Origin of the sequence: Paenibacillus popilliae ATCC 14706 (genome assembly GCF_000315235.1) — a bacterium.
In the GTDB taxonomy this organism is placed as follows: Bacteria; Bacillota; Bacilli; order Paenibacillales; family Paenibacillaceae; genus Paenibacillus_B; species Paenibacillus_B popilliae.
Map to the genome: position 1 here is coordinate 1 of NZ_BALG01000049.1, position 26,710 is coordinate 26,710.

21 protein-coding genes and 2 pseudogenes are annotated in these 26,710 nt (G+C 51.1%); 9 read left to right on the forward strand and 14 right to left on the reverse strand.

From position 1 onward, the window contains the following. Positions 1-2,676 (forward strand): hypothetical protein (locus PPOP_RS22555; protein WP_006285168.1); only part of this gene is annotated, 2,676 nt, incomplete at its 5' end. A gap of 180 nt (positions 2,677-2,856) precedes the next feature. Here the strand turns inward: PPOP_RS22555 and PPOP_RS25765 are convergent. The 5 genes and pseudogenes from PPOP_RS25765 to PPOP_RS05855 all read right to left on the reverse strand — a co-directional run. Then, positions 2,857-2,981 (reverse strand): annotated as a pseudogene (locus PPOP_RS25765) (transposase); the annotation flags it as partial. A gap of 166 nt (positions 2,982-3,147) precedes the next feature. Next, a complete protein-coding gene (gene deoD, locus PPOP_RS05840; RefSeq protein WP_042227587.1) occupies positions 3,148-3,858 on the reverse strand; it encodes a purine-nucleoside phosphorylase in 711 nt (236 codons plus the stop codon). A 38-nt stretch (positions 3,859-3,896) separates the two neighbouring features. Further along, the gene (locus tag PPOP_RS05845) at positions 3,897-4,901 is read right to left on the reverse strand and encodes a sugar-binding transcriptional regulator (protein ID WP_006285172.1); all 1,005 of its coding nucleotides are present in this window, start codon (positions 4,899-4,901) and stop codon (positions 3,897-3,899) included. Between the two features lie 220 nt (positions 4,902-5,121). Further along, positions 5,122-6,984, reverse strand: a complete 1,863-nt coding sequence (locus PPOP_RS05850; RefSeq protein ID WP_006285173.1) for a bifunctional metallophosphatase/5'-nucleotidase — start codon at positions 6,982-6,984, stop codon at positions 5,122-5,124. A gap of 274 nt (positions 6,985-7,258) precedes the next feature. Beyond that, positions 7,259-9,124: a bifunctional metallophosphatase/5'-nucleotidase gene (locus PPOP_RS05855; RefSeq protein WP_006285174.1), complete on the reverse strand. Its 1,866-nt coding sequence runs from the start codon at positions 9,122-9,124 to the stop codon at positions 7,259-7,261. 317 nt (positions 9,125-9,441) lie between these two features. Between PPOP_RS05855 and PPOP_RS05860 the strand changes: the two genes are divergently transcribed. Both PPOP_RS05860 and PPOP_RS05865 read left to right on the forward strand, forming a co-directional pair. After that, positions 9,442-10,158, forward strand: a complete 717-nt coding sequence (locus PPOP_RS05860; protein WP_006285175.1) for a DUF421 domain-containing protein — start codon at positions 9,442-9,444, stop codon at positions 10,156-10,158. 20 nt (positions 10,159-10,178) lie between these two features. Next, positions 10,179-10,550 carry a DUF4363 family protein gene (locus tag PPOP_RS05865; RefSeq protein ID WP_006285176.1) on the forward strand — a complete coding sequence of 124 codons (372 nt, stop codon included), beginning with the start codon at positions 10,179-10,181 and terminating at the stop codon, positions 10,548-10,550. A 151-nt stretch (positions 10,551-10,701) separates the two neighbouring features. Here PPOP_RS05865 and PPOP_RS05870 read toward each other — a convergent pair whose 3' ends face one another. The 3 genes and pseudogenes from PPOP_RS05870 to PPOP_RS05880 all read right to left on the reverse strand — a co-directional run. Next, a complete protein-coding gene (locus PPOP_RS05870) occupies positions 10,702-12,462 on the reverse strand; it encodes a protoglobin domain-containing protein (protein ID WP_148277843.1) in 1,761 nt (586 codons plus the stop codon). A 177-nt stretch (positions 12,463-12,639) separates the two neighbouring features. Beyond that, positions 12,640-13,515, reverse strand: coding sequence for a sugar phosphate isomerase/epimerase family protein (locus PPOP_RS05875; protein WP_006285179.1), 876 nt, complete (start codon positions 13,513-13,515; stop codon positions 12,640-12,642). 62 nt (positions 13,516-13,577) lie between these two features. Next, a pseudogene (locus tag PPOP_RS05880) lies at positions 13,578-13,990 on the reverse strand (Gfo/Idh/MocA family protein); the annotation flags it as partial. 715 nt (positions 13,991-14,705) lie between these two features. Here PPOP_RS05880 and PPOP_RS05885 point away from each other — a divergent pair. Continuing rightward, on the forward strand, positions 14,706-15,575 hold the full coding sequence (locus PPOP_RS05885) for a hypothetical protein (protein WP_159101811.1): 870 nt from the start codon (positions 14,706-14,708) through the stop codon (positions 15,573-15,575). A 47-nt stretch (positions 15,576-15,622) separates the two neighbouring features. Further along, a complete protein-coding gene (locus PPOP_RS05890; RefSeq protein WP_042227589.1) occupies positions 15,623-15,934 on the forward strand; it encodes a hypothetical protein in 312 nt (103 codons plus the stop codon). Positions 15,935-16,039: 105 nt separating this feature from the next. On the opposite strand, the gene PPOP_RS05895 is transcribed toward PPOP_RS05890, so the two are convergent. Then, positions 16,040-17,479 (reverse strand): MDR family MFS transporter, encoded by a 1,440-nt coding sequence (locus PPOP_RS05895; RefSeq protein WP_042227591.1) that lies wholly within the window; start codon positions 17,477-17,479, stop codon positions 16,040-16,042. Between the two features lie 366 nt (positions 17,480-17,845). On the opposite strand from PPOP_RS05895, the gene PPOP_RS05900 reads away from it, so the two are divergent. The 4 genes from PPOP_RS05900 to PPOP_RS05915 all read left to right on the forward strand — a co-directional run bounded on the left by PPOP_RS05900 (position 17,846) and on the right by PPOP_RS05915 (position 21,952). Then, on the forward strand, positions 17,846-18,262 hold the full coding sequence (locus tag PPOP_RS05900; RefSeq protein WP_042227593.1) for a hypothetical protein: 417 nt from the start codon (positions 17,846-17,848) through the stop codon (positions 18,260-18,262). An 87-nt stretch (positions 18,263-18,349) separates the two neighbouring features. Beyond that, positions 18,350-20,458, forward strand: coding sequence for an ABC transporter permease/M1 family aminopeptidase (locus PPOP_RS05905; protein ID WP_042227595.1), 2,109 nt, complete (start codon positions 18,350-18,352; stop codon positions 20,456-20,458). Continuing rightward, the gene (locus PPOP_RS05910; protein ID WP_006285187.1) at positions 20,430-21,296 is read left to right on the forward strand and encodes an ABC transporter ATP-binding protein; all 867 of its coding nucleotides are present in this window, start codon (positions 20,430-20,432) and stop codon (positions 21,294-21,296) included. Before PPOP_RS05905 ends, PPOP_RS05910 begins: the two co-directional genes overlap by 29 nt. Next, positions 21,281-21,952 carry a hypothetical protein gene (locus PPOP_RS05915; protein WP_042227597.1) on the forward strand — a complete coding sequence of 224 codons (672 nt, stop codon included), beginning with the start codon at positions 21,281-21,283 and terminating at the stop codon, positions 21,950-21,952. The genes PPOP_RS05910 and PPOP_RS05915 overlap by 16 nt, the downstream gene beginning before the upstream one ends. Positions 21,953-22,016: 64 nt before the next feature. On the opposite strand, the gene PPOP_RS05920 is transcribed toward PPOP_RS05915, so the two are convergent. The 5 genes from PPOP_RS05920 to PPOP_RS05940 form a co-directional block, all read right to left on the reverse strand. Further along, positions 22,017-22,718, reverse strand: a complete 702-nt coding sequence (locus PPOP_RS05920) for an ABC transporter permease (protein WP_006285188.1) — start codon at positions 22,716-22,718, stop codon at positions 22,017-22,019. Positions 22,719-22,732: 14 nt separating this feature from the next. Further along, positions 22,733-23,629: a glycine betaine ABC transporter substrate-binding protein gene (locus PPOP_RS05925; protein WP_006285190.1), complete on the reverse strand. Its 897-nt coding sequence runs from the start codon at positions 23,627-23,629 to the stop codon at positions 22,733-22,735. A 76-nt stretch (positions 23,630-23,705) separates the two neighbouring features. Further along, positions 23,706-24,365 carry an ABC transporter permease gene (locus tag PPOP_RS05930; RefSeq protein WP_006285191.1) on the reverse strand — a complete coding sequence of 220 codons (660 nt, stop codon included), beginning with the start codon at positions 24,363-24,365 and terminating at the stop codon, positions 23,706-23,708. A 3-nt stretch (positions 24,366-24,368) separates the two neighbouring features. Beyond that, complete coding sequence (locus tag PPOP_RS05935) at positions 24,369-25,532, reverse strand: ABC transporter ATP-binding protein (protein WP_006285192.1); 1,164 nt, start codon at positions 25,530-25,532, stop codon at positions 24,369-24,371. 462 nt (positions 25,533-25,994) lie between these two features. After that, on the reverse strand, positions 25,995-26,510 hold the full coding sequence (locus PPOP_RS05940) for a DUF2179 domain-containing protein (RefSeq protein WP_006285194.1): 516 nt from the start codon (positions 26,508-26,510) through the stop codon (positions 25,995-25,997). Positions 26,511-26,710 lie beyond the last annotated feature (200 nt).

A 26,710-nucleotide genomic window follows, 5' to 3' on the forward strand; every position in this document is an offset into this window, starting at 1 on the left:
GGGGTGCAAGGGGAGCATGCCAAAAAAATAGCCAAGGAACCTACCTTTGCCAAATTTTTCACCGAGCTTGGAAACCATTTATCCGAATCGTTCCAGCATCCGAGTCAACTCGCCAAATTCATATACGAAGGAAATGAAAAAGCGGTGCAAGCCGTGGAAAATAGCTTGCAGGCTAGCTTGTTCGGTCCCGGGGAAGCGGAAGCGAATGCGCATATCCGACAGCAAGCGGACAAGCAACGCGTGCTGCGAACGATGGTGTCGTTGGCGCAATTGATAGCGCAAATCGATTCAGAAATAACGATAACGGATTTGGCAGCCCAAGCGCAACTGCTTGCCGCCTTGGAGCAAGCAGCGGGGACAGAGGAAGAGCGTGCCGCTTATTGGAATAATCTAGAGGCAGCAGCGGAGAACGTCATCCAGGTCAAGCAAGCAAAAGAAAACATAAACGGGCAACGACAAGCTTTACAACACCTATTTTTACCTACGGTTGACATGATAGAGCATAACTTATTTGACAGACCGGGGTGGCAAGTACAGGTTTTAGATACACTGAAATACGTTCAGTTTACATTGCTAGCCATTGATCCGATTGGAAGTTTATTGTCTATTCATCCAGAAGATGCAACGACCTTAGTTTTCAAAGGAATCAGTCGAGAAGCAGGCATTTTATCAAGAACGGCCACCAAGCTAGAAACGATAAAGGACAGCGCGGTTGAGGCAGAAGAAACAGCAGCGAAACAAATCAGAGAGGAAATTGATAAAGAAGAAAGTGCGGTCGAAGAAAGGGAGATCCAAGTTTGCAGACCGTGCGGTCCCGGAGGTAGAGCCAAGCGGTCAATCGAATGCTGTGAAGTGGAACCACAACCAGGGACAAGCACGTCAACGGAACAGCTAGAGTTAGATGACAACATCCCAGCACCTCCAACAGAAGAAGAAATTGCACTATGGAAGGGGAAGAACAAACAGTCACAACCGGGGGCAAGCACGACAAGTGAACAGTCAGAGTTAGATGACAACATCCCAGCACCTCAAACAGAAGAAGAAATCGCAGTCGTGGAAGAGAGAGAACAACAGTCGCAACCGGGGACAAGCACGTCAACGGAACAGCCAGCGTTAAATGAAAACATCCCAGTACTTCCAACAAGGGAAAATATATTAGATTTTCCTACTGAAGATAGTCCACTTATATTGAATGCGGATGATTGGGGTAAATTAATTCGAGTCCCATATAAAGATGAAAAAATGGTACTTGGCAGACTGCTCTATGCACCAAATAGATCTTGTCGTATTTCTATATCGGGTATAACCGAGGCAGATGCAAGTGAGCTACCTATCATATATGGTCTAGAAGATGATAATTTACTCCGAACAACTTCGCCTATGGAAAATCATTTTTTTCAATATAAAAATGAAGAAGGTGTCGTTTTACCTGTGGAGGAAGTGCAGATATCTGCTGATCTAGATCGAGTTGCTCCTGTAATTCATCGTGTAGGACAGAAGGTTACATTTCAGTGGAGTGGTGAGGGGAGAGAAAAGGAAACAATAATAGGCAAGGTGTTATCTCTTGGAGAACAACCCCATTCTTTTGTTCGAATCAGTGTGTCTTCCTCTATAACAGAAACGGATTTTGAAATCTTGCCATTGAATATTTTTGTACGTATGGATGGCGAACAAGGCATGTATAAACCGGTTCAATATGTATATACAGACGAAATAAGCCTGGATGAACACGTTGATGTCAATGAATCGCCACAGGAAACTGCGGTAGTGGTTGGACAAAAATTACTGTTTTCTTTACCAGAACGTTCGATAGTAGGAAGGGTAGAGCATATTGATACCGTTCTTGGTTATCCCATTGTATTTGTCCATGTTCCCGTATCTCCTGAACACGTACAGTCTGTGAAACAACAATTGCAAGCCGTGTTTCAAGAACAGTATTTCGATGAACCAATGGAGTGGAAAGGACAATTGATAGATGCTCCTGTCGTTTTTCGAATCGGAGATGAAGTTATCGGAGGGAGCGTACATGTTGGTGGGGAATGGGTAAGTGTTACCAATTGGCGACACATATCTATACATCCAGATGAAGTGAAACAAAACATGATACAAATCATAAGTATTGCTTTGGCCCATCCTGAGCAGTATTTAAAGTTAGAGTTAGGTTCAACAATAGAAATACTAGACTTGTTATCGTTGAATTTACGGGCAAAATCATTGCAAAAGCTGATTAAAACACAGTTAGTCCCACAGCAGCAGATAGAAATGTTACACACGAAAATAAACGATATTCTTGTAAGTAACTTGGTACCGAGAATAACGGAAGACGCGCTTAAAGATGCACTTGAAGGTGCGCTTGAAGACAAGCTTGACGCTTTGGTGATAAACCATCCGTATTACGACTATAGTCCCTATCAAATTCAAAATAGCGACAAGTATATGCAAAAACAACTTGTTGAGGTGGGTGCTAAGGTGGTTTGTGAGGTGGCTACTGAGGTGGCTCGAAAATCGATAGAAGGACTACTACAAAATAAAATAGCTGCGTTTGGATTTTCTTCACTCAAACAAATAAGGGATGAAATGGATCCCATTTTTAGAAATAAATTAGCTCCCACTGTTGAGGAAGTTTTCCGTAAAGCGTCGCAATATTATCCGGTGGAAAAGGTTGTTAACGAATAACATGCTGTGAAGGATATCTTCGTTAGTGAACTTAAGTTAGAATATCGTTCAACAAATTCGGAACAAGAGGAACTTTGGTGAGTTTTAAGGCTGTCCCACAAGTAGTTTTCACTCCGTTAGATTCGAAAAAAGGTCGTGTTAGGGTTGCCATTTGTTCCCTTACTCGACCTTTTTGCTTCATCACTGCCCACTTGACACATTGTAGGCAAGAGTAAGCCACCCGACTCGAGGCTTACTTTCGACAGGCCTCGAAGCAGGAAGCGTCTGCATCCTCTGTTGTTTTTCATTTGCCCAAACGCACTTTCATGTTTTACCCCAGGCAGCTCTGCCTGTTACGCTGAGTGCTCTATGAACTTCGTGAAATCTGCCAGACGGTCCGCATCAACATCCTGTCTTCCATACGCGTCAAGAAACCGCTCATGATACTGATCCGTTTTCAGATTAAACTATATCTTTTCCTAAATTCTGTCCTTACTCCTGCGCCACTGCCAAATCCAGGGCGAGTTCAATCATCTCGGTGAACGTGCTCTCGCGCTCCTCGGCAGTCGTCATCTCCCCCGTCAGAAGGTGGCTCGACACGGTCAAGATCGACAGCGCATTGACCTGATGCCGAGCAGCGAGAGTATACAGCGCCGCCGTCTCCATTTCCATCGCCAGAATCTGATAGTCGGCCCACAACTGAATTTCTTCACGGTCCTCCATGTAGAACGTATCGGTCGTCATCACGTTGCCGACCCTGACGGGCAGTTTCTTTTCACAGGACAGATCATACGCCTGCTTCAGGAAGCGGAAATCAGCCGTCGGCGCGAAGTCAATGCCCCGGAACCGACGCTGATTCACCGCCGAATTCGTGGAAGCGCTCATCGCGATCACGATGTCCCGCAGCCCCACGTTTTGCTGAAGCGCTCCGCAGGTGCCAACGCGGATCAACTGTTTGACGCCGTATTCGTGAATCAGCTCATGCGCGTAGATCGAGATGGAGGGCACCCCCATTCCCGTGCCTTGAACAGAGACCCGCTTCCCTTTGTACTTCCCCGTATAGCCGAGCATGCCGCGCACCGCGTTATAGCAATGCGCCTCCTCCAAAAAAGTATCCGCAATAAACCGGGCGCGTATCGGATCGCCAGGCAGCAAGATCGACTCTGCGATCTCACCTTGCGGAGCACCAATGTGTACGCTCATATCTGTCATATCCTCCCCATCATGAAGTAACCGCCTGCTCAGTACAACGGAATGCCGGAGAGAGGAAAGGAAGGGGATGTCCCCTCCGGCTGAAGACGCTCCTCCTCCTTGTCGACAAGAGATTTGGCCGTGAACTCATCGGTAATGAGCACACTCGCGTACCCCGCATTGAGCGCGCCGAAAATCGCCTCCACCTTGCTCGGACCTCCGGCTACAAGGATGGAATGCTCCTTCCGAGCAAGCGAATCGAGCGAGATCCCGATCGTCCGCGCGTCCAATTCAGGCAGACAGATCCGCCCATCGGCATCATAGAACCGGGCGCCAATCTCCCCGCAAGCCCTGCTTGCCAATTCCTTCACCTCTTCTTCGGTAAAGTATTGCACCGGTATAACCGGAGAATTCGGCACCGGGACGCCTGCGCTGTACAGGGCGATATTCGCCTGTTCCCCCATGTCCAGGACGGCGCGCATATGATGATCGGATTCTATCGCCTGCTTCAACAACGGGTGGCTCACGATAACGGGGAGCGGCAGGAAATAGGGAGACGTATGATAAGCACTGCCAAAGAGATGCAGAATCTCGGAGCTATACGTCTTCGCTCCCGAATGGCTTACGCCGCCTTGCCACTGCACGACATTGACATTGCTTACATGCTTATGGCTCAACTTTTTCGCTACCTGATAAATCATCTTTCCCCATGCCAATGCAATTGTATCTCCATCGGTGACCAGCTCATCCAGATAGCGCGAGGCGTCTTCAGCCAAATGCTCTCCGATCAGGTCCTCTTCATAATGAGGCACCGGTACAACAATCGCCTTTTTCAAGCGGTATTTATCCTTCAACCGGTAGGCAAGCCGGTGCGTATCCTCGGACGGATCCAGAATACGAATCTGCACCAATCCGTCCTCCCGCGCCTGCTGCAAAAATCGGGAGACGGTAGGCCGGGACACGCCAAGCTTGTCCGCGATTTCCTGCTGGCTGCAATCCAAGACATAATACATTTTCGCAGCATCAATCATTTTTTTGATTTTCTCTTGATCCATCCCAAGCCCCCCCCTATCCAATGTCGAATGTAGGAAAAACGGTGTATAATGTCTATTATACCATTGTCTCCGTATCTTATCATTTGGACTTCCCCGGGACATGCAGAACGAGAACAAGCGCCCCCTGCACAATCCCAGGGGAGCGCTCATCGCATCACGCTCAGCCTATTTATTTATAAGGCGGCAACCCACGAATGGAATGGATTGCCTGCGCCCTGGATTAGTTGACTCTCACAATGCGGTTCTCTACTTTTGGATGAATGACCTTGTTGTTCACCAAGTATTCTTCTACGATTTCGTAAAACGTATAGCCGGTATCCAGCACTTGATCCTTCTTCAGCATCGAGTATCCGTCTCCGCCGGATGTAATGAAGTCAGTCGTCGCCACTGTGTACGTCTTCTCCAGTACGAGCGGCTGCCCACCGACCTTCACCTCGGTAACCCGTTCGCCTGCCGGCTTCTTCACGTCATAGACGAAGGATACGCCGCCTACTTGAAGGAAAGAGCCCGGCAGATCATCGGTATTTTCCGCTCCTCTGACCGATACCTCCAGCGCAGCCTTCAGATCGGATCCGGTCGCCTTCACGATGGTCAGCGTATTCGGGAACGGCAGAATGGAATAGAGATCCTTCTTTGTCATGTCTCCCGCCTGCTTGCTGGCGCGGATGCTCCCGCCGTTGACCAGTGCCACATCGGCTTCATCGCCCTTGATCGTCTTCGTCTTAGCGATGAGCGCATCGGCAATGAAGTTGCCCAGATTGGTCTCCTTCGCCCGGACCTGCGTCCGCTCGCCGTCCAGATCGACCTCCGTCTTGCCGACAACGCCATGCATCGATTCCTCAACCTTGGCCACGACCTGCTGTACGAGCTTCTCGATCTCCGGATCCGCCTTCACGCTCTCGTCATACTCGACCAATCCGCCGCTGAAGCCGACCAGTTCCTTATTGTAGTAGAACAGATCGACGCGACCCAACGATTTGCCGTATTCCCAGTCCTGCACGATATATGTGCCGTTCACGACTACTGGCGTATGGATCGGCGTATGGGAATGGCCGCCGATGATGAGGTCGATCCCGGAGACGTTCTTCGCGATCTCCCGGTCTTTATCCACGCCGATATGTGAGACGATAATGACATGATCGGCTTCCTTCTTCATCTCCGGCACCAGTTCCTTGGCGATATCTACCGGATCCTTGAATGTCAGCCCCTTCACGTTGTTCGGATGCGTCACGATCGGCGTCTCTTCCGCGACGAAGCCGATAAAGGCGAAGGTCTCACCGCCCACCTCGGTCTTGAACGTCGGCACGAGCAAGTTGGTGCCATCCGCCTTGAAGACGTTGGCGCTAATGATTGGATACTTCAGCTGATCGCGAAGCTTCAGCAACTGCTCGTAACCGAAATCAAATTCGTGGTTCCCGGACGCCATCGCAGTGTAGCCGAGTGAATTGAGAATCGGAAGAATCGATTCTCCCTTGAACTGATTCGTATAGATCGTTCCCTGGAATGTATCTCCCGCATCTATCAGGAGGAAGTTCTCATTCTCCAGCTCCCACTCCTTGACGAGTGTAGCAATTTTGGCGTAACCGAATTCCTTGCTCATCTGATCTTCCTGAATGTGTCCGTGCACATCATTCGTATGGGCGAGCGTAATATGCTCCGTCAGCGCGGCTCCCAACACTTCCGTAAATTGCTCGCGGGTGACGGAGGCACCGGCAGGCCATTCTAGCGCAACGCCCAGCTTCTCCGCAATCTCGGCCAGGCGTTCGGCGGAAGGCACCTGTCGGCCATTGGCGCTCTCCTGATCCGTAATCGCGCCCTGTCCGGCCGCCCAGTCAAGATAGCCCTGCGCCCAATAGCCGCTCTGCGCCGGAATCGACGCCCCGGTTCCTCTCGCTATCAGCGCGACGGCTTCCCCCAACGATACAGGGCGCTCGAGCTGCAGATCCCCATGCTCATCGCCTGCAATAATATGCTTCTGCTGCATCCATGCATGGTGCTCCACCGGTTGGAGCGGAGCGGCAAAGGCCGATGCCGAGAACAGCATCCCCAATGCGCCGGTCACGAAAAATGAAGTCGCTTTCATTCGGTATCTCAAATGATTCACTCTCTCTCTCCCTTTCATCTTGTTGTTAGAATGACGACCAAAAGTGAACAAATATAAAACCTTTGTTAATTCATAGTATACCTAGTTTATTTTTCAGAGGTCAAGACAAAGTTTTATGCCGGGGATATGGAAAACATAACGAGAACCAGCGCCCCCCTACACAATCCCTGGGGAGCGCTCGTCGCATCACGCGCAGTCTATTTATTTATCAGGCGGCAACCCACTGTATGGAAGGGATTGCTTGCGCCCCGGATCAGTTGACTCTCACAATGCGGTTCTCTACTATTGGATGAATGACCTTGTTGTTCACTAAGTATTCCTCTGCAATTTCGTATAACGTATAGCCGGTATCCAGCACCTGCTCCTTCATCAGCATCGAGTATCCCTCTCCACCGGATGTAAGGAAGTCAGTCGTCGCCACCTTATATGTCTTCTCCAGATCGAGCGGCTGTCCACCGACCTTCACTTCCGTGACCCGCTCGCCAGCCGGCTTCTTCGAATCATAGACGAAAGACATGCCGCTTACCTGAAGAAAAGCTCCCGACAGATCATCGGTATTTCCCACACGCCTGACCGACAGCTCCAGCGCAGCCAACAGATCGGCTCCAGTCGCCTCCACGATGGTCAGCGTATTCGGGTATGGCAGCATGGAATAGAGATCCATCTTCGTGATGTCTCCCACCTGCTTGCCGGTGCGAATGCTCCCGGCGATGATTAATGCCACATCGGCTTCATTGCCCTTGAGTGTCTTCGCCTTAGCGAGGAGCGTATCGACAACGAAGTTGCCTAGATTGGTCTCTTTCGCCCGGATGTGCGTCCGATCTCCGTCCAGATCGACCTCCGTCTTGCCGACGACGCCCTTCATTCCTTCCTCCGTCTCGGCCACGATCTGCTGCACGAGCTTCTCGATCTCCGGATCTGCCTTTACGCTCGCGTCATATTCGACCAGCCCGCCGCTGAAGCCGACCAGTTCCTTATTGTAATAGAACAGATCGACGCGACCCAACGATTTGCCGTACTCCCAATCTTGAACGATATATGTGCCGTTCACGACTAGTGGCGTATGAATCGGCGTATGAGAATGGCCGCCGATAATGAGGTCGATGCCCGAGACGTTCTTCGCGATCTCCCGATCTTTATCCACGCCGATATGCGAGACGATAATAACATGATCGACTTCCTTCTTCATCTCCGGCACCAGTTGCTTGGCGATATCTACCGGATCTTTGAACGTCAGCCCCTGCACGTTGTTCGGATGGGTCACGATCGGCGTCTCTTCCGCGACGAAGCCGATGAAGGCGAAGGTCTCGCCACCCACCTCGGTCTTGAACGTCGGCACGAGCAAGTTGGTGCCGTCCGCCTGGAAGACGTTGGCGCTAATGATTGGATACGCCAACTGATCGCGCAGCTTCAATAACTGCTTGTGACCAAAATCAAATTCGTGGTTCCCGGCCGCTATTACAGTGTAGCCGAGCAAATTGAGAATCGGAACAATCGCTTCTCCCTTGGACTGATTCGCATAGATCGTGCCTTGGAATGTATCTCCCACATCCACGAAAAGGGAGTTATCATTCTCCTCCTTCCATTCCTTGACAAGAGTGGCGATTTTGGCGTAACCGAACTGCTTGCCTGTCTGATTCTCCTGAATGTGACCGTGCACATCATTCGTATGGGCGATCGTAATATGCTCCGTCAGCGCGGCTCCCAACGCTTCCGTGAATTGCTCGCGGGTGACGGAGGTGTCGCCAGGCCATTCTAGCGCAACGCTCAGCTTCTTCGCAATCTCGGCAAGACGTGCGGCGGAAGGCGCCTGTCGGTCATTGGCGCTCTCCTGCTCCGTAATCGCGCCCTGTCCAACCGCCCAGTCAAGATAGCCCTGCGCCCAATAGCCGCTGCTCTGCTCTGGAATGGACGCCCCGGTTCCTCTTGCTATCAGCGCCACGGCTTCCCCCAACGATACAGGGCGCTCGAGCCGCAGATCCCCTTGCTCATAGCCTGCAATGATATGCTTTTGCTGCATCCATGCATAGTGCTCCACCGGTTGGAGCGGGGCGGCAAAGGCCGATGCCGAGAACAGCATCCCCAATGCGCCGGTCACGAGAAATGAAGCCGCTTTCATTCGGTATCTCAAATGATTCACTCTCTCTCCCCTTCATCTTGTTGTTAGAATGACAACCAAAAGTGAACAAATGTATATATTCGAAAACCTTTGTCAATTTATAGTATACCTAGTTTATTACTCGGTGGTCAAGACGAAGTTTTATGCAGGGGATATGGAAAACAATCTCCCCCTAGGACAACGGCTTCGCTCTGAACCTTATCGTCTGAATGACTACCGCATGGACTTGGACTTCTCTGGAATTCATGTGTTTTTTTGCATATTTCCGTCCCTCTCGGGAAGACTAATTCAAAAATCAGGAAAGGCTGGGATAGTATATGATGGAGGAAACCTGGGTCGTCATTGTCCGATCCATAATTGCCTTCTTCAGCCTTGTAATTTATACACGGCTATTAGGCAAGCAGCAAATGGGGTCCCTCTCCTACTTCGACTATATTAACGGCATCACGATCGGGTCGATGGCAGGGACGTTGGCAACCGATCTGTCTTCGAAGGGCTGGCTGCATTTCATCGGACTAACCGTGTTCGTCATTGTTACATTTCTATTCCAGATCGGGACATTGAAAAGCCGATTTATGTCCAAAGTGATAGATTCCGAACCAACTGTAGTAATTCAGCATGGCAAAATTCTAGAGCAGAACTTAAAGAAAATGCGTATCCGCTTCGATGAAATCATGATGCTGCTGCGCGAGAAAGATACGTTCGATATCACCCAGGTCGAATACGCTATCCTGGAGCCGAACGGCGGCCTGTCCGTCTTGCTCAAGTCCGAAGATCAGCCGCTGACGCCGAAAGATCTGAATCGGACCGTCAAGCCTGCCCGCATGATGACGGACGTCGTGCATGAAGGCCAAATTTTGACCGAGAACCTTATACGGAGGAACAAGACGACGAAATGGCTTCATCATGAATTAAAGAAGCAAGGGGTCGAAAATATCAAGCAAGTCAGCTTTGCCGCCATCCTGCCTAACGACAAGCTATATGTTGACTTGCACAAAGATAACCTGTCCAATGAAACGGATAACCGCGAATAGATCTTAGCGAGGTGAGCAGCATGAAAAAGAGAAAATGGCTGATGTTGGGCTTATCCGTTTTTCTTCTCGTTTTTTTCGGCGCCGTCCTGGGTTCGGGCAATTTTTTAAAGCAGCCGCTGGGCAAAGAGGATCGGCTGTTGGAAGCGGTCCAGTCCATAGAACAGCATGTCGAGAAGAAGAATTGGGAGTTGGCCAAGGACAAAGTCGAATACGCCTCCAATGCATGGAGACAGATTGTCAATCGGATTCAATACAGTGTCGAACGCGAATACATGTACGATATTTCCGGCATCCTCAGCCGCATACGGGGTGGAATCGTAGCCAAGGATGATGCCGCTGTCATGGAAGAAGTGTATTTTTTCTACGAGCTATGGGAAAATCTCGGACGCTAACTCACGTATTCCCGCGTCAACTTATATCCGTTCCAGCGCCGCTTCGACAACCAACGTTTACGCCTTTATGGAGCGACTAACCATTTCCAATTCCTTGTGGCTGGAAGTCGCCCCAACAGGAGGCGCAAGCCGTCTCGTCCTCTATCCGCGCTCAGCCCTTATCCTGGTGCGATTCGTGGCTGCGCATGGGCGAGTGTTGATCCAACAGTGTTCGCAGGCCATCCAGATTTTCCAACAACTGCGAAGATAGCTCACCCAGATGTTGATAGCTCCGGATGGCTTGCTCCGTCTGTCCCGCGTCGATCTGCTGAGCTGCCGTCTCCGCCATAGCATGCACTTGGTCATGTCGGTCAATCATCTCCCGGAACGCCGGCTGCTGATTCAGCACCGAACCGGGGTTGTCCTTCTGCGCTTGAATCCATTTCCCTAGCCGGCATTGATGTGAATTGCCGATAATACGAGGATCGCTCTTATCGTAGCCAAGCATCCGGTTATAGATCCACCATTTCCATAACAGATGGTCTGTCTTGAGTACCCGAAGAAGCTGAGAATCGCTCAAATGATGGAACCACTGCAGCGACTCTGACCGCAGCCCTTCCACAGAGCGGCTCGTATGATATAAATGTTCACCCGTGTCTCTTGCCAACGAGACGACCTGCCGGGTCTGAGCGACGATATCTTTCATATGCTCCGTTATTTTCACCGTGGCCGCCGCTTGCTGTTCGACGATCGAGGCTATCGACTCTCCCGACATTCCCATCTCGCCGATGGCACGCATCATTTCCTCCAACTGCTCGAATGCCCCACGGTTTTTCTCAGACTGCAATTCCATCTTACCGGCCATCAGGTCGGTACGTTCCTGGACGGATGTCGCCAGTTGCTGGATGTTGGCGATGACCTCAAATACTTCGTCCACCGAGGTCTTGGTTTGTTCCGACAGCTTCCGCACCTCGCCCGCCACGACAGCGAACCCGCGCCCATCTTCGCCGGCCCGCGCCGCTTCAATCGAAGCGTTCAGCGCAAGCAATTGTGTGGAATTCGCAACGGAGTTGATCACATCAATAACTCCAGACAGTTCCCGCAGCGACTGCTGTAGCTCCTCGAACCGTGATTTGGTGTCACGGAACAAGTCGGTCATCTCCTCCAATCCGTCTATTGTCTGATCGACGATGGATCGGTTATCCTGGAGCGTGCCTAGCATTTTTTCCGTCGTGGCCGCAGCTTCAGTCGTCTGCAAAGACACTTCTTCGATTGAAGTGGTCAACTGCTCCGCAGACTCCTGGATATATTCCGCATCCTTCATCGACGCTTCAGCAGACATCAATAATGTCTGTATTCCATCCATTTGAATCAGCTTCTCCATCGTCTCGCTGTTCGTATTAAGCAAGCGGAACTCGTAAGCGGACTGATAGGCCTCCAGCACAATCTGGGCATCCAGCAGCAGAATGCGGTGCAGGGCCAGCAGCAGATCCGACGCTTCAGCGGCCCGAAAGTCCTGCAGGATCAGCGGGACAAGGTATTCATATATTCGTAAAAAGGAGGCTACGAACCACTCCGGCGCCAATTGAATTTGGTTATGTACAACGCCAATCCGCTGCCGAATCCGAATGTACTCTTCATCAAGTTGAACGTTCGGAATGGAGTTCAAATAAATGATGAACGTCTTAGTCAACCGTTCACGCGTACTGTGACTCTCGATTAATTGCTTCATCTCGGGAATTTCGAACAGCAGCTCATAATGACGTTCGGTAATGACTTTGGCGTACTTTTCGAAATAAGGGATCAAACGCTTCAGCAGCTTCAAGTCATGGGTCGTCATCTGCAGAAACATCAGCTTGGTCTGAAGCGAGGGGAGCGATTCCAGTTGTACACCCTCGATATGGCCTGGCATCTTCGGCTTTCGGTAAATCAAAATATCCTTCCTTTCTACAATCAGATACATTCCCTAACAATATCCCTGTATTTTTTATCGGTTGCGGATAATAAAATCGTAAGAATATGTAATTCAATTTAAAAAGAACCGGAACGCACCCTCGATAAATGAGCATACGACTGAACCACTCTGCAAGTGCTACTCGCAGGTGGTTGCTTAGCCTTTATAGCGCTTAATGAATTCAACCGCTTTGCGGATGTCGGTCTCCGGAGAATCACCGACTTCGCGTTCGATGGTCAAATAGCCGGTATAGCCGATATCGACCAAGGCCTGGAAATAAGCATCGAAGTCCACTTCGCCTTCGCCAAGCGGGACTTCCTTGAATGGCCCGTCGGTCGCCATGTCCACGATCTTCTCATGCGACAGCGGCTCGAATCCGAGCATCCCGTAGACGATGCGCGGATCGACTTCCCGCAGACGGACGCCGTCCTTGACGTGCGTATGAACGATGTAGTCCTTCAGCGTATGAACGCCTTGCACCGGATCGTCCCCGGTAACCATCACCATGTTCGCCGGGTCGAAGTTGACGGCGACCCCTTTTTCCGACATAGTATCCAGGAACGATTTCAAATGCGCGGCCGGCTCAGGGCCGGTTTCAATCGCAAAATGCGCGCCCAGGCTGTTCGCGTACTGGCTCAGCTCTTCACAAGCCTGCTGCATCGTATAATAAATCTCGTTCTGCTCATTCGGCACGATCCCGATATGCGTCGTAATGACGTTGGTTCCTATGTCAAGCGCCAGATTGAGGATGCGCTTCAACTTCTCGATTTTGACCGGATTCGCCTGTTTGTCCTGAAAGCCGTACCCGCCCAGATCGCCGACCAGCGCCGATATTTTCAAGCCAAGCGAATCAATGTACTTCGCCAGTTCCTTGCGCGCATCCTTCGATAACATATCCGGGTCCATCTCGCCGCTGACGGCATAGATTTGCACGCCGTCCGTGCCTACTTCCTTCGCCTTGGCCAGTGCTTCCCGAAGCGGAAGGCGGAAGCTGTCCGTAATAACACCGATTGGATTCGTTACCCACGCCATATGAATCACTCCTTACTCACATTCATAATATGATTTGCACTGCTGTATGAAGAGAAAACAATTTCGGTTCCCTTCGCGCTCGCGTCGTAATCCACTGCCTGGTAGAAGGATAGATTCTCGATATGGTTCCGATTGCCGAGACGATTGTACGCATTGCCTGTAACCGATTTGACCTTCGGCTTGCCCATCAGATACCAGCATAGGTCGATAAGTGGCCCGCCCCCGGAATGCTCCACATCGCTGAACCATCCGAACGGATGCTGACCGCCTCTACGTCCGGATTCGCAAGCAGTTCATAATAATCCGTATAAATCTTTGCGTCGGGAGCCCCGAATCGATCCGCCTTCTCCTTCGCCCGATCCGCGCTCAGATCGCAGACTCCAACCAGCTCGGCTTCATTGTTCTTGTGATATCCTCCAAAATGCATTTCCGAAATGGAACCTACGCCAATGACGCCGACTTTGACTTTACCCATGATGGCCTTCCTCCTATAGATATGATAAGAAATGGTTGCATAACTACGAGCTATAACATAATCGTATTATGGCGCGATTACACTTCAGACCAGATGCGCCGCGCAACGCTTGAATGCGTTTGCCCATCATCGCTGCAAGCAGGCTATGTTTGCCTCTTGTTCCTATAAACGGCGGCGCGTCATGGATGATTAGGCATAAAACACCCGACTGCTGGAAGAATGACAAAAATAGGGTGCCAAAGTCCTATGTTCATGCCTACAAACAAATGACTTGCTGGCCTGACGCGAGTATAGATAGTATATGCGTTGATTCGACAGAAACTACGTCATTGGATCAGGTAAATCTAAGTCCATCTATTTGGGGTCATGGCGATTGAAAATGAACGTTCCTCCACCATGGAATCCTATCTTCTCTCGCTGCCAGGGGATCGGTTGTGGCTAGAGGCCAAGCTAGGCGCCTGGATGTCCTTCTGTCTTTTATTTTTGCTGCTGTGTCATGCCGTCATCTTTCTTGCGCTGGTGGGCGTACGTTCGCAATATATCTACTTTTTCTCCGAGATTATCCTTTATCTCGGCAGCTATTGGGGAACGGCTCTGCTTGGATCCTATATGATAGGCATGACCGTTGCCTTATTCACCTCGAGCAGATGGATCCAATCTGCGGGACTGCTGATGATATGGTTGCTATCCTCCCCATTTCCAACGCAATGGTTCGATGATAACCCTTCTTTTATGGAAGCATGCATCATATCTGTTCTTCCTGCTAGCGGTGCTAGCGCTTCTCGTAGCGCTAGCCAATCCAAGATGGTATGCGCCCCAGACGAGATGGACCTACGCCGCTCTGGGAGGAGGCTTCCTTATTGCCTTGGCTATCGCGCTGCCACACTCGTATTCCATTCTTGATCAGTCCTATACGAGCTCCTATTCCAGCCTGCGACTGGATGAGGATAAGCAATTTTATCGCCAATTGCCCACGCAGCGTGTGGAACAGGGCCCGGTGTTTATCGCTCAAAAATACGATGTAGATCTTCAATACCGTGGGGAACAAATCGAATATCGCGCATCGATACAAGTAAAACGCGAACCGTCACCAAGCCAATGGTATGATTTTACCTTATTTTACGCATGGAACGTAGCCGACATCAAGGTGAATGGAAATTCAGTCGCGTGGGAAAGAAGCGGAGACTGGATGAGGATATATTTTCCGGCTTCCGCATCCATCGCTTACGATGAGATCAGTATGCGTGTTCACGGCCATGGCCGAGCCAAAAGTCTAGTAACGGACAACTCCTTTTATTTGGCAGAAACATTTCCCTGGCTTCCTGTCCCAGGCAGGCACACCGTGGCGACCGTGTCACCTTACTATTATGAACCTCAATATACCCGGATTTTGCTTCCAGAAGAAGCGCAATATACCGTACATATCTCATCTGCCCCGCGCTATCCGGTCTACAGCAATCTGGCCCGCACGGGAACGGATACATTTGGCGGCCGGGCCCAAGGCGTTATGCTGGCGTCAAGCCTGTTGCTGGAAGCGGGTGATCAGCACTGTCACAAGTATATGATGAGCAAGGGACATTCATAGATGGAATGCTAGTAAGCGAGCTTATTGGTGAAGTATATGGAGGAGGAGTGAGCCTTCTCCACGATTATGCAAATCCTGATTACGATTCCACCGATTCCGATATACTACACCAGCAAGCGTATACGCTTATTCAGTGGCTGAAAAGCGCGCAACCTGGGGAAGCGGAAAAACTGATTCGCAACGTCTATCACTCCCTGCTCCTTAATCAAGATCGGACGCATCTATGGGAGAAAGCGATGAAAGAGGCGGCGCAACATGCAGCAACTGCACCGTTGCAACCAGATGCCTGCAGCCGGATCGTCGATCCGGCTGCAGGCTTCAGGCCGCGTTACGTGGCGGAACGGGTGGAATCGGGCTGAACGCCGTTCTTCCGCAGACGCGAATCAGTGGAATAAGCAAGCACAATATCGAACTATTTGTTCGCCACGGCCTCCTAGACGAGGCTTTGCTCCATCGGGAATGCATTACCGAACCGGAAGCCGGTTCGGCGTGCGGCTGAGCAGATAGACGAGCGGGAACCCGAGCAAGGTCAAGCCAACACTAATCAGGTTGATATCATTGATGCTCATCGTGTATGCCATATCATGCAGCCGCGACGGATCGGCGATGGTGCCGTTCAGACCGGCCACATGCGCGATGGTCTGCAAAGCCAAAAGTGAGGTGAAGAGACTGATGGACAGCGATGCCAGACCTTGCCGCAGCCAGCTATTGATCGAGGAGCCGTGACCGGACAGCTCCCGCGGAATCGCCGTCATTCCCGCATTCGTCGCCGGCGTGTTCGCTAGGGCGATGCCCACGTTGCGCACAGCCATCCAGGCTGTAATATACCCATGCGGCGAATCGAGATGCAGCCGGCTCATCGCAAAGGTGCCGATAGCCATCAGCAGGAGCCCGACGGTAATCATGCGAACCGGTCCGTAACGGTCGTACCAGCGCCCGGTGAAGGGCATGACGAAGGCCATCAGCGCGGACGCCGGAAGCAGGACGAGACCCGAGGTCAGCGTTGAAGCGCCTTGAACCTTCTGCAGGAAGAGCGGCGTCAGGAGCGCTCCAGCGTACAAGCTTATCGTGAGGATGCACGCAAGCAACATGCTGAGCATGTACCGTCTGTACGTGAACAGACGGAAGTCCAACAGCGGGTGCTCCTGGCGCAGCGAGTGGCGGACGAAAAAGACGATGATGACCGTCCCACAGAGCAGGAGCCCTATCGTCTTCCCTGACAGCCATCCCCAGGTGGAGCTGTTGCCGAAGGCCAACAGCAGCGCCACACTGCCGGCGACGACGCTGACGAATCCGATCTTGTCAAAATGCCCCTGCCGATCCAGCCGGTAATACGGAATGAACCTTGCGACGGCAAGCAGTGCCACAGCTCCGATCGGCACATTGAGCCAGAACAGCCAATGCCAGTCGCCCACGTGCACGATAAAGCCGGCCAGCGTCGGCCCGACGGCCGGAGCGAGCATTGCCGACAAGCCCCACAGGCTGATCGCGGTCGCCTGCCGCTCCTTCGGAACGGTCTGATAGACAATCGCCATCGTCGTCGGCATAATTATCCCGCAGAAGGCGCCCTGCAGCACGCGGAACGCAATTAAGCTCCACTCGCTCCATGACAGAGCGCACAACATGGAGCAAAGGACGAAGCCTCCTAAGGCGATAAGATAGAGCCGCTTCGTACTGAAGCGGTTGCCGAAATAACCGACCACAGGCGCAATAACGCCCGTCGCCAGCATAAACCCGGTTAACACCCACTGAATCGTCTGGAGCTCCGCGTGAAAATGATCCATCAGCACGGGAAGTGCGATATTGATCGTGTTGGTGCTCAGTACGGCCAAGAAATTACCAAAGAAAATAGCGAACATTATGCCCCAAAAGGAGCGGTTCGTCATCGTTTTCCCTTCTCCCATATCCTTCCACAGCCTTTCTCATTTGCCTGTATCGCCAAGAGACCTCCATGCGATAAAATCACGGAAAGCCTGTGCTCATTCATATCGGCGACTCCCGGTATGAATGCCTTTGGTTGTTCCTCTAAAATTGTAAAGACGGGATAGTTCAATGTCAATATAGATATATGTATATAATTAATAATGCGTCGTATGTCAGGGCTATCATAATAGTGACATTTTCCCAAACGACCACCATAGGATATTTTATATCATAGATGAGAAAATATAGATGAGAAAATATGGTAGTAAAGTACTATTTACATTCCATTTTAATAGATTACAATTATATGTGTGATAGTAAACGAATTTGGAAAGAGAGGGATTAAATTGAAAAAGGAGCTTGTTGTTATTTTTACCGTTGGCGCTCTGTTGCTGAGCGGGTCTGCATCTGCATTTACTGCGCAAAGTTCAAGTGTACGGTTAGGTTCCGGTTCTAAGTTTTCCGAGGGAGCTAAGATCAATGGGACAGACTCGGAACATGTAGGACGGCTAACGGGAAAACTGGTTGTAGCTGGAGGACAGGTCAGCGTTGAGGCCATGAAGCAAATAAGTTACTGGCCTGACTCGAGTGTAGATTGTTTAATCGTTGATTCGACAACAAAACTGACAAAGGAAAAAGTAATTCTAGAGCCTTATGACAGTTTGTATTATGTGAAAATAATAAGTTATTTGGATAGTCCTACAGCCACCGGCACGCTATATAACTATGGCGGAAACCGCCAAGCCACAGAGGATAAATGTTAAATGTAACAAAACAATTTTCGATTTTATAAAAGAGTAGGGAAGAGGGGTCATCCATGATGATCCTACTGCTTGAGATGGGGGGATAGGATGAGACATTGGAGCACCATCTATCGGAACGAACTTCGTTATTACCGGCGCAGTTGGTTCATTATTAGCGGATTATTACTCGTTCCCGTTTACTTGCTACATGGGTTTTATCAGTTTACGGAAGATGGCCTTAATGTCGGAACCTTTGTCATGGCCACTGGCTACATTATATTGAGTTGCGTATTTACGGGCTATCTGTTTGGGGTCATGGCGATTGAAAATGAACGTACTTCCACCATGGAATCCTACCTCCTCTCGCTGCCAGGGGATCGGTTGCGGCTATCAGCCAAGTTGGGCGCGTGGGTGACCTTCTGTCTTTTATTTTTGCTGCTGTGTCATGCCATCATCTTCCTTGCTCTAGTAGGCGTACGTTCGCAATATATCTACTTTTTTTTCGAGATTATCCTTTATATTGGCAGCTATTGGGGAACGGCTCTGCTTGGATCCTATATCATGGGCATGGCCGTTGCCTTATTCACCTCGAGCAAGTGGATCCAATCTGCGGGACTTATCCTGATATGGTTGCTGTCATCCCCATTTCCGGCATACTCGAATTGGTATAATAAAGCTCCTGCTTATCTTGTAAGCATCCTCCATTGGTTGCGGCGAACCGAGCGTGATTTACATGTTAACTATCCCGAATATTCGGGAATTCCGATTAGTTCCCTTGCTTTATGGAAGCATGGATCATACCTGTTCTTCCTGCTAGCGGTGCTAGCGGTACTCGTAGCGATAGCCAATCCAAGATATTATGCACCCAAGACGAGATGGACCTACGCTGCTCTGGGAGGAGGCTTCCTTATTGCCTTTGCTATCGCGCTGCCATACTCGCGTTCCATCTATGATCAGTCACATACGAGCTTCTATGCCAACTTGCTCCGGTTTGAGGGGAAGCGATTTTATCGCCCATTGCACATGCAGCGTATGGAACGGGATCCGGTCCTTATCGCCCAAAAATATGATGTAGATCTTCAGCATCATGGAGAACAAATCGAATATCGCGCATCGATTCAAGTAAAACGCGAACCGTCACCAAGCGGTTGGTATGATTTTACCTTGTTTAACGGATGGAACGTATCCGATGTCAAGGTAAATGGACATCCCGTCGTGTGGGAAAGAAGCGGAGACTGGATAAGGATACATTTTCCGGCTCCCACATCCGTGTCTTACGATGAGATCAGTGTACGTGTTCACGGCCATGGCGGGGCGAAAAGTCAGGTGACAAGCAATTCCTTTTATTTGGCGGAAACATTTCCTTGGCTTCCTGTCCCAGGCAAGCATACCGTGGCGACCGTATTTCCTTCTAAATATAACCGGATTCTGCTTCCTGAAGAAGTGGAATATACCGTACATATTTCTTCCGCCCCGCGCTATCCGGTCTATAGCAATCTAGCCCGCACGGGAACGGATACCTTTAGCGGCCGGGCCCAAGGCGTCATGCTGGCGTCTAGCCTTTTACTGGAAGCGAGTGATCAGCACTTCACCGTACTCACTCCTCCTGACAGACAGGATCAACTCCTGGCACTCCTGCCTGAATTCCGGAAGAAGAGCGCGGAAATGGCACGATGGCTCGGCGTCCAGGCACCGGAGCTGCCATCCACCATCATTACGGCTCCTTCTTATTCTACGTGGTACACGGAAGTCATTGATGTGGGCCGTGACGTACTCGCCCTCAACAGCAATACCGCTTCCCGACAGCCGCATCAATTATTCGATGAGCACGCCCTTTTTTACGCCCTGTATTGGAACGGCGTCATCCCGAACTCTTATGAGGAAGAGATACATATAGATGGAATGCTATTATACGCGCTTATTCGTGAAATATATGAACGTAAAATATATAAAGGAGGAACGAGCCTTCTCCACGATTATGCAAATCCCGATCCCGATTTCGCTCCCAGCAATTCCGATACCATCGATTTGGATATACTCTACCAGCGAGCGTATATGCTTGCCCAATGGCTGCAACACGCCAAACCTGGAGAAGCGGAAAAACTGATCCGCAACGTCTATCACTCCCTGCTCCATAATCAAGAGCGGACGTATCGTTGGGAGAAAGCAATGAAAGAGGTGGCGCAACATGCAGCAACTGCACCTGCAGCATCTTGAAAAAAAATATAAACGAAATACGGTTTTCTCTGATATTAATCTGCAATTGACCCCCGGAATGTTCGGACTGCTGGGGCCTAACGGTGCCGGAAAAACAACATTGATGCGTATTGTGGCCGCGATTATTCGCCCTACCCAAGGTGAGATTTGTTATCATGGCCTGACATGGTCAACGCAACCGGAACAAGTTCGCGAAATCACCGGCTATCTGCCGCAAGAATTTAATGTATTGCCACATTTTACCGCGCTGGAATGTATGGACTATATCGCACAGCTCAAAGGAATCGGCAATAAAAAAATTCGCCGCGCTGAAATCGCACACTTGCTCGAGCGGGTGAATTTACAAGATCAAGCGGAGCGCAAGGTGAAGACCTTCTCCGGGGGGATGAGACGCCGTCTCGGGATTGCCCAAGCCTTACTTGGCAATCCGCAAATTCTGATTATCGATGAGCCAACCGCCGGCTTGGACCCAGAAGAACGCATCCGCTTTCGGAATATGATCCGTGAACTTGCTTGGGAACGTATCGTGATATTATCGACCCACATTGTCGAGGATATCTCTACGACTTGTCGTTCTGCTGCTATTCTGTATCAAGGAACATTAAGAACATTTGCGCACTTGGAACAACTGGCTGCGCTAGCCCAGGGGCAGGTGTGGTTCTGGACATTAAGTCATCATGATTTCCGACACGCAACTATCCAAGGCGATATGATTTCGTCCAAACTTTTTACAGATCGGGTAGAGCTTCGCATCTGGAGCGAGAAGCAGCCAAATATGGATGCGGTATTGATCGAACCAACCATAGAAGAGGGGTACATGGCATGTATCAAAAACTAAGCGGCCCCGTATCGTTCTCATCCGAATGTAGGTGTATGGGGGGCATATTCTGGCTGCCTATCGTCATTATGGCCTTAACCCTTATATTGACCCTATTTAGTTTTCACGAACCGCTTGACATTGCCTTGGTGCGAGGACAATGGGGACCGCTTGCGCTTCCTTGGATTGGGCTGTGGATCATTCATCTATTTCAACCTGTCGTCGATACTCCCGGCAAAGAAGCGCTCCTTGCCTTGCCTTATCTCAGTGTTTCGTTTGGCGTTGGGCGCGTATTGTGGACGGCCCTCTTCTACAGCATGCTGTTTTATATCGGCTGGTGCTCCTTGGCGCTTAGCTTCCATATATTCGATCAATGGGCGTGGTATGATTCGGTATTGCCTATCGCCAGCATTTATTTTTTGGCGAGCAGTTCCTTTATGCTCATGGCCATCACGCGGAATATGATGCACAGTTATATTCTTTTTGGGGGTTTCTGTATTTTTCAGTACATGACAAGAGGCGGGGCGCTTGGTCCGCTTTACCCGTTTCATTGGGCGTTTCCTCATCCCATGCGCACCAATGATAATAACTTGTTCCTCCTTGTTGGTGCTGGAATTATATGTATGACGGTTGGGCATATTTTCTTTGCCAACCGTGAGTATATCACCAAAAAATAAACGACAAAGGCGCGAACCCATGCCCGCAGTCGGATAGGCGATCCGGCTGCGGGCTTCGGCCGCGCTACGTGGCGGAACGGGTGGAATCGGGCTGAACGCCGTTCTTCCGCGACTTGCGTTCCGCGAGGTTCCATCGTTGCTGCAGGATGGCGAGCAGCACATCCGCGACGATGGCGAGCAGCGCCGCCGGGATCGCCCCGGCATAGATGCGCAGCGGATTCTGCGAATGGATGCCGGCATAGATTTCCCGGCCCAAGCCACCACCGCCGACGATAGGCGCAATCGTCGCGACCCCGATCGCGATGACGGCTGCGATCCGCAGCCCGGTCAGCATATACGTCAGCGCCAGCGGGAACTGCACCTTGAACAGCATCTGCAGCGGACTCATGCCAACGCCGCGGCCGGCCTCGACATAGCTTGAATTGACCTGCTTCAGCCCGACGTACGTATTGCGGACGATCGGGTTGAGCGAGTACAGGAGCAGGCCGATGATGACCGTCTTCGTGCCGAGCCCGAACGCGAGCATCAGCAGCACGATCAAGGCCAGACTCGGGATGACCTGCAGCGTGCTCGTTACCATCAGGATGAGCCGGGACAAGCCCTTGTACCGGGCGCACAGCACGCCGAGCGGAACGCCGATGACCAAGGCCAGGCCGACGCCGGTGAGCACCATCATGATGTGGGTCACGAAATATTCCCATAATAACCCCGTATTGCGGCCGATATATGCAAGCAAATCCGCAATTGTCCATTCATAGCTTCCCATAGCAGGCCTCCTCCTTACGGAAGCAATCCGACTCGTTGTAAATAATTGACGGCCACTTCCCGTTCGCTTTTCTTCTCGATATCCACTTCATAGTTCAGATCGATCATCGTCTTCTCGTCCAAGGTTCCTACAAGCAGGCCGAGAACCTCCTTCAATTCAGGATGCTCCGCCAGCACATCATTGCGCACCACGGTTGAAGCGTCGTACGGCGGGAAAAATTGCTTGTCATCCTGCAGCGTCTTCAATTGAAAAGCCTTCAGACGCGAATCGGTGGAATAAGCAAGCACAATATCGACCTGTTTGTTCGCCACGGCCTCATAGACGAGGCTTTGCTCCATCGGAAATTCCTTGCCGAACCGGAAGCCGTACTCCTCCTCGAAGCCCTTGTAACCGTCCAAGCCCCGCTCGAGCCAGGTCGTATCAACACCGAGCCGCAGATTGCCGGCATCCTTTTGCACATCGGATATTTTCTCATATCCGCGCTCCTGCGCCAGATCGCTGCGCACGGTGAAGGCATACGTATTCTCGAAGCCGAGCGGATCGAACCACGTACAATCAAAATAGGTATCGAAGCCCTCCTGGGCCTGCTTCAAAACCTCATCCCGCTGCTTCGTCTCGACGACCGGGAAATGGTTGTTAAAGATCTCGCCCGTATAGAGCGTGGCAATCTGCAGCTCGTTCTTCTTCATCGCGCGAAGGACGATGCCGCTCGCCGCCAAGTCTGGAAGCACCCTCGCCTTCAGGTCGGTGCGGTCTTCAATGAGCGCCTTGTACATTTCGGCCAATATTTTCGCCTCGGAATAGGTCTGCGCCCCGATGACAAGCCGATTGTCCAGCCCGCAGGAAGACAGCACTATCGTCAACGCCAGCAGGGCAATGGCGATGCCCGCCGACCGTGTTCGTCCAGTCATACCGAATCCCCTCCTTCCTTCATTTACCCAAGTCCCGAACCGTACAACCTCGTTGCAGACGAAAAATTACGAAAAATCAAGCGGACAACCGGCTTGTCCGTCCAAAGCGGCGGGTAAGTGTTTTTTCCAACAGCCCAAGCAGTCCGTCAATGACAAACGCGAGCATAATGGCTCCGAGGGCTCCGGCAACAATCAGCTCCGGCTTGTTGACGCCCATGCCCGATACGATCAGCTGTCCCAGGCCTCCGGCCCCGATCAAGGCGGCGAGCGTCGCCCAACTGATAATATAGACCGTCGTCACGCGCACGCCGGACATCATATAAGGCAAGGCCAGCGGAAGCTGAATGCGCACAATCCGCTGGAACGTCCCATAGCCCATGCCGCGGGCCGACTCCAGCACGCTGCGGTCCACGGACTCGAAGCCATCGTACGTATTGCGCAGGATTGGCATAATCGAATAGAGGAACAAAGCGAAGATGGCCGGCTTCATGCCGATGCCCAGCAGCGGAATCATGATGGCCAGCAGCGCCAGACTCGGCACGGTCTGGAGCAGATTGGCAACGAAGAATACGATACTGTTCAGCCAGGAGAAGGTGTTATAGATGAGTGCGATGCCGAGCGGAATGGCAACAAGGCATCCAATCAGCACCGAAGCCGCCAAGATGACCATATGTTCGGCCAACGCCGTGACGATGTCGCTTCCCCGCTCTTGCAAAAATGTCCACCATCCATCCATTGGTTACGCCTCCTCTCTGAACATATTCGGCGCACTCTCCATGACGGAAGGATACACGTCCGCCAAATGCTTCACGATGCTGCCGCGGGTAATCAAGCCGATGAACTTGCCGAGCTCGTCGACGACAGCCAAATTCGTAAGCTTGTTGTCGCTCATCATCTTCACCGCTTCCGGCAGCGGCGTTCCCTGCCGGACGAAGTAGCCGATCGGCCGCATCACATCCTTCACCCGCTTGTTCTCCTCGCCGTATTGATCCAGCACTTTATAAATGGAGACGATGCCCTGCAGCTTGTCGTCACGGTCGACGATGAACAGCGAGTCCACCTTGCGGCTCTCCATCAGCTTGATCGCTTCCGCCAGCCCTCGGTTCGGATACGCCGTCACCGGCTTCGGCACCATCACTTCATCTACGACCGGAATCTCGAAGCCGGCCGTTCCTTCCAGCCGCTTCTGCCCGATGAACGTGCGGACGAAATCATTGGCCGGATGCCGAAGAATATATTCCGGCGATCCGGTCTGAACGACCTCGCCATCCTTCATCAGCACGATCGTATCCGCAATTTTGATCGCCTCATCCATATCATGGGTGACGAAAATAATCGTCTTGTTCAACTCCTGCTGCAGCCGGATCAGCTCATCTTGCAGTTGCTCCCTGCTGATCGGATCGAGAGCGCTGAACGGTTCGTCCATCAAAATGATATCCGGATCGGCGGCGAATGCGCGGATGACGCCAATCCGCTGCTGCTGGCCCCCGCTCAGCTCGGAAGGATAGCGATCGCGGTACACTTGCGGATCGAGATGCACGAGCCGGAGCAGTTCATCTACCCGTTGTTCGGTCTTGGCTTTATCCCATTTCTTCAATTGCGGGACGACGGCAACGTTTTTGCCGATGGTCATGTGGGGGAATAATCCGATGTTTTGAATGACGTAGCCGATATTGCGCCGCAGTTCGACAGCGTTCTGCTCCGAAATATTTTGGCCGTTAATGAGGACTTTTCCGCTTGAAGGGGTCATCAGACGGTTAATCATTTTCATCGTGGTCGATTTGCCGCATCCGCTTGGTCCAATCAGGACGGTAAGCTCGCCCTTCTTGAATTCCAGATCGATGTCTTTCAACGCGTGAAATCCACCTTCGTACACCTTATTTACTTGTTGGAATTGGATCATGCACCATCACCTCTTTTTATAAAAAATATCGATAGAAGCTGTTGACCCCTGCGAATGCTGCCAAGTATGTAGATGAGTCCGGCCGGCTTGACCTAGGGAGCGGTTATGTGTTAATTGTACACGAATCAGCACAAGGAATGGAACGCGCCATCGCTGAGAGCGCATCTGCACGTGACGACTCCCCATAGCTAAAGCTAGGGGTTTTACGGCGCTAAGTTATAATTACACCTATCCTGACCGCATGAACCATATGAATGAGCTTCGACAAAAACGGAGGTCTCTGGTCTTCATCATTATCTGCAATTTTTGGATTCTTATGTTTACCAAAAAAACCGCCCCTCTCCGGAAGAGGGACGGTAGTTTTCTAATAGAGATAGAGCATATTGGGGCAAGACAGCCGAACCGAGCAAAAACCAGCGAATGTTTGTCAAGCATTTATGTTTGGTGAACAGGCCCTACGCCCTAACGGCGCGTGACCTTGGTCCAGAATCCTCCGTGAAGCTGTGTCGGCTCGGAAGTAACAATAAATGCCTTCGGTTCAATCTCCAAAATCGATTGTTGTAGCATGCCGCGGTTCTTCCGCTTCGCCAGCACCTCAAGCATGAGCCGATGGCCGTCCCTGCCGCTTCCGATCCAGGAGGTGACGCCGAAGCCATGATCCCGCAGAACATTCGGTAGCGGGCTGTCCGGATTGTTGACAATGACCTTGAATACGACATAGCCGAGCGCAATTTTGTCCTCGATCCAGGAGCCGACCAGCACCCCGATGCCATACCCGACCGCGTACACGATCAGGCTGACCGGTTCATCCAAATATTCGAGCACCATATTGAGGCCAAGCACATAGATCATGATCTCGACCGTGCTGATGGAGGCAGCCAGGTACCGCTGACCCTTCAAGGTCAAGATCATGCGCAGCGTGAAAAAAGAGACATAGACGATTTGTATTGTGAAAATGGCGATGAGAATCGTAAGCATGCGTAATCCTTCCCTTCCGCCGATGCAATGGCAACGCGAGTAATATATTTCTTAACCCTTCTTCCCCTTCAGAAGCACGGCAAAAAAAGAAGGACCCCGGCCGGCAGCGAGGCCACTGAAGAACTTGCGTTTTTCTTCGGAGGCGGTGCAGATAGTATAAAAAGAAGACATTCACCCCGCGTTTTGGAGATGAATGTCTT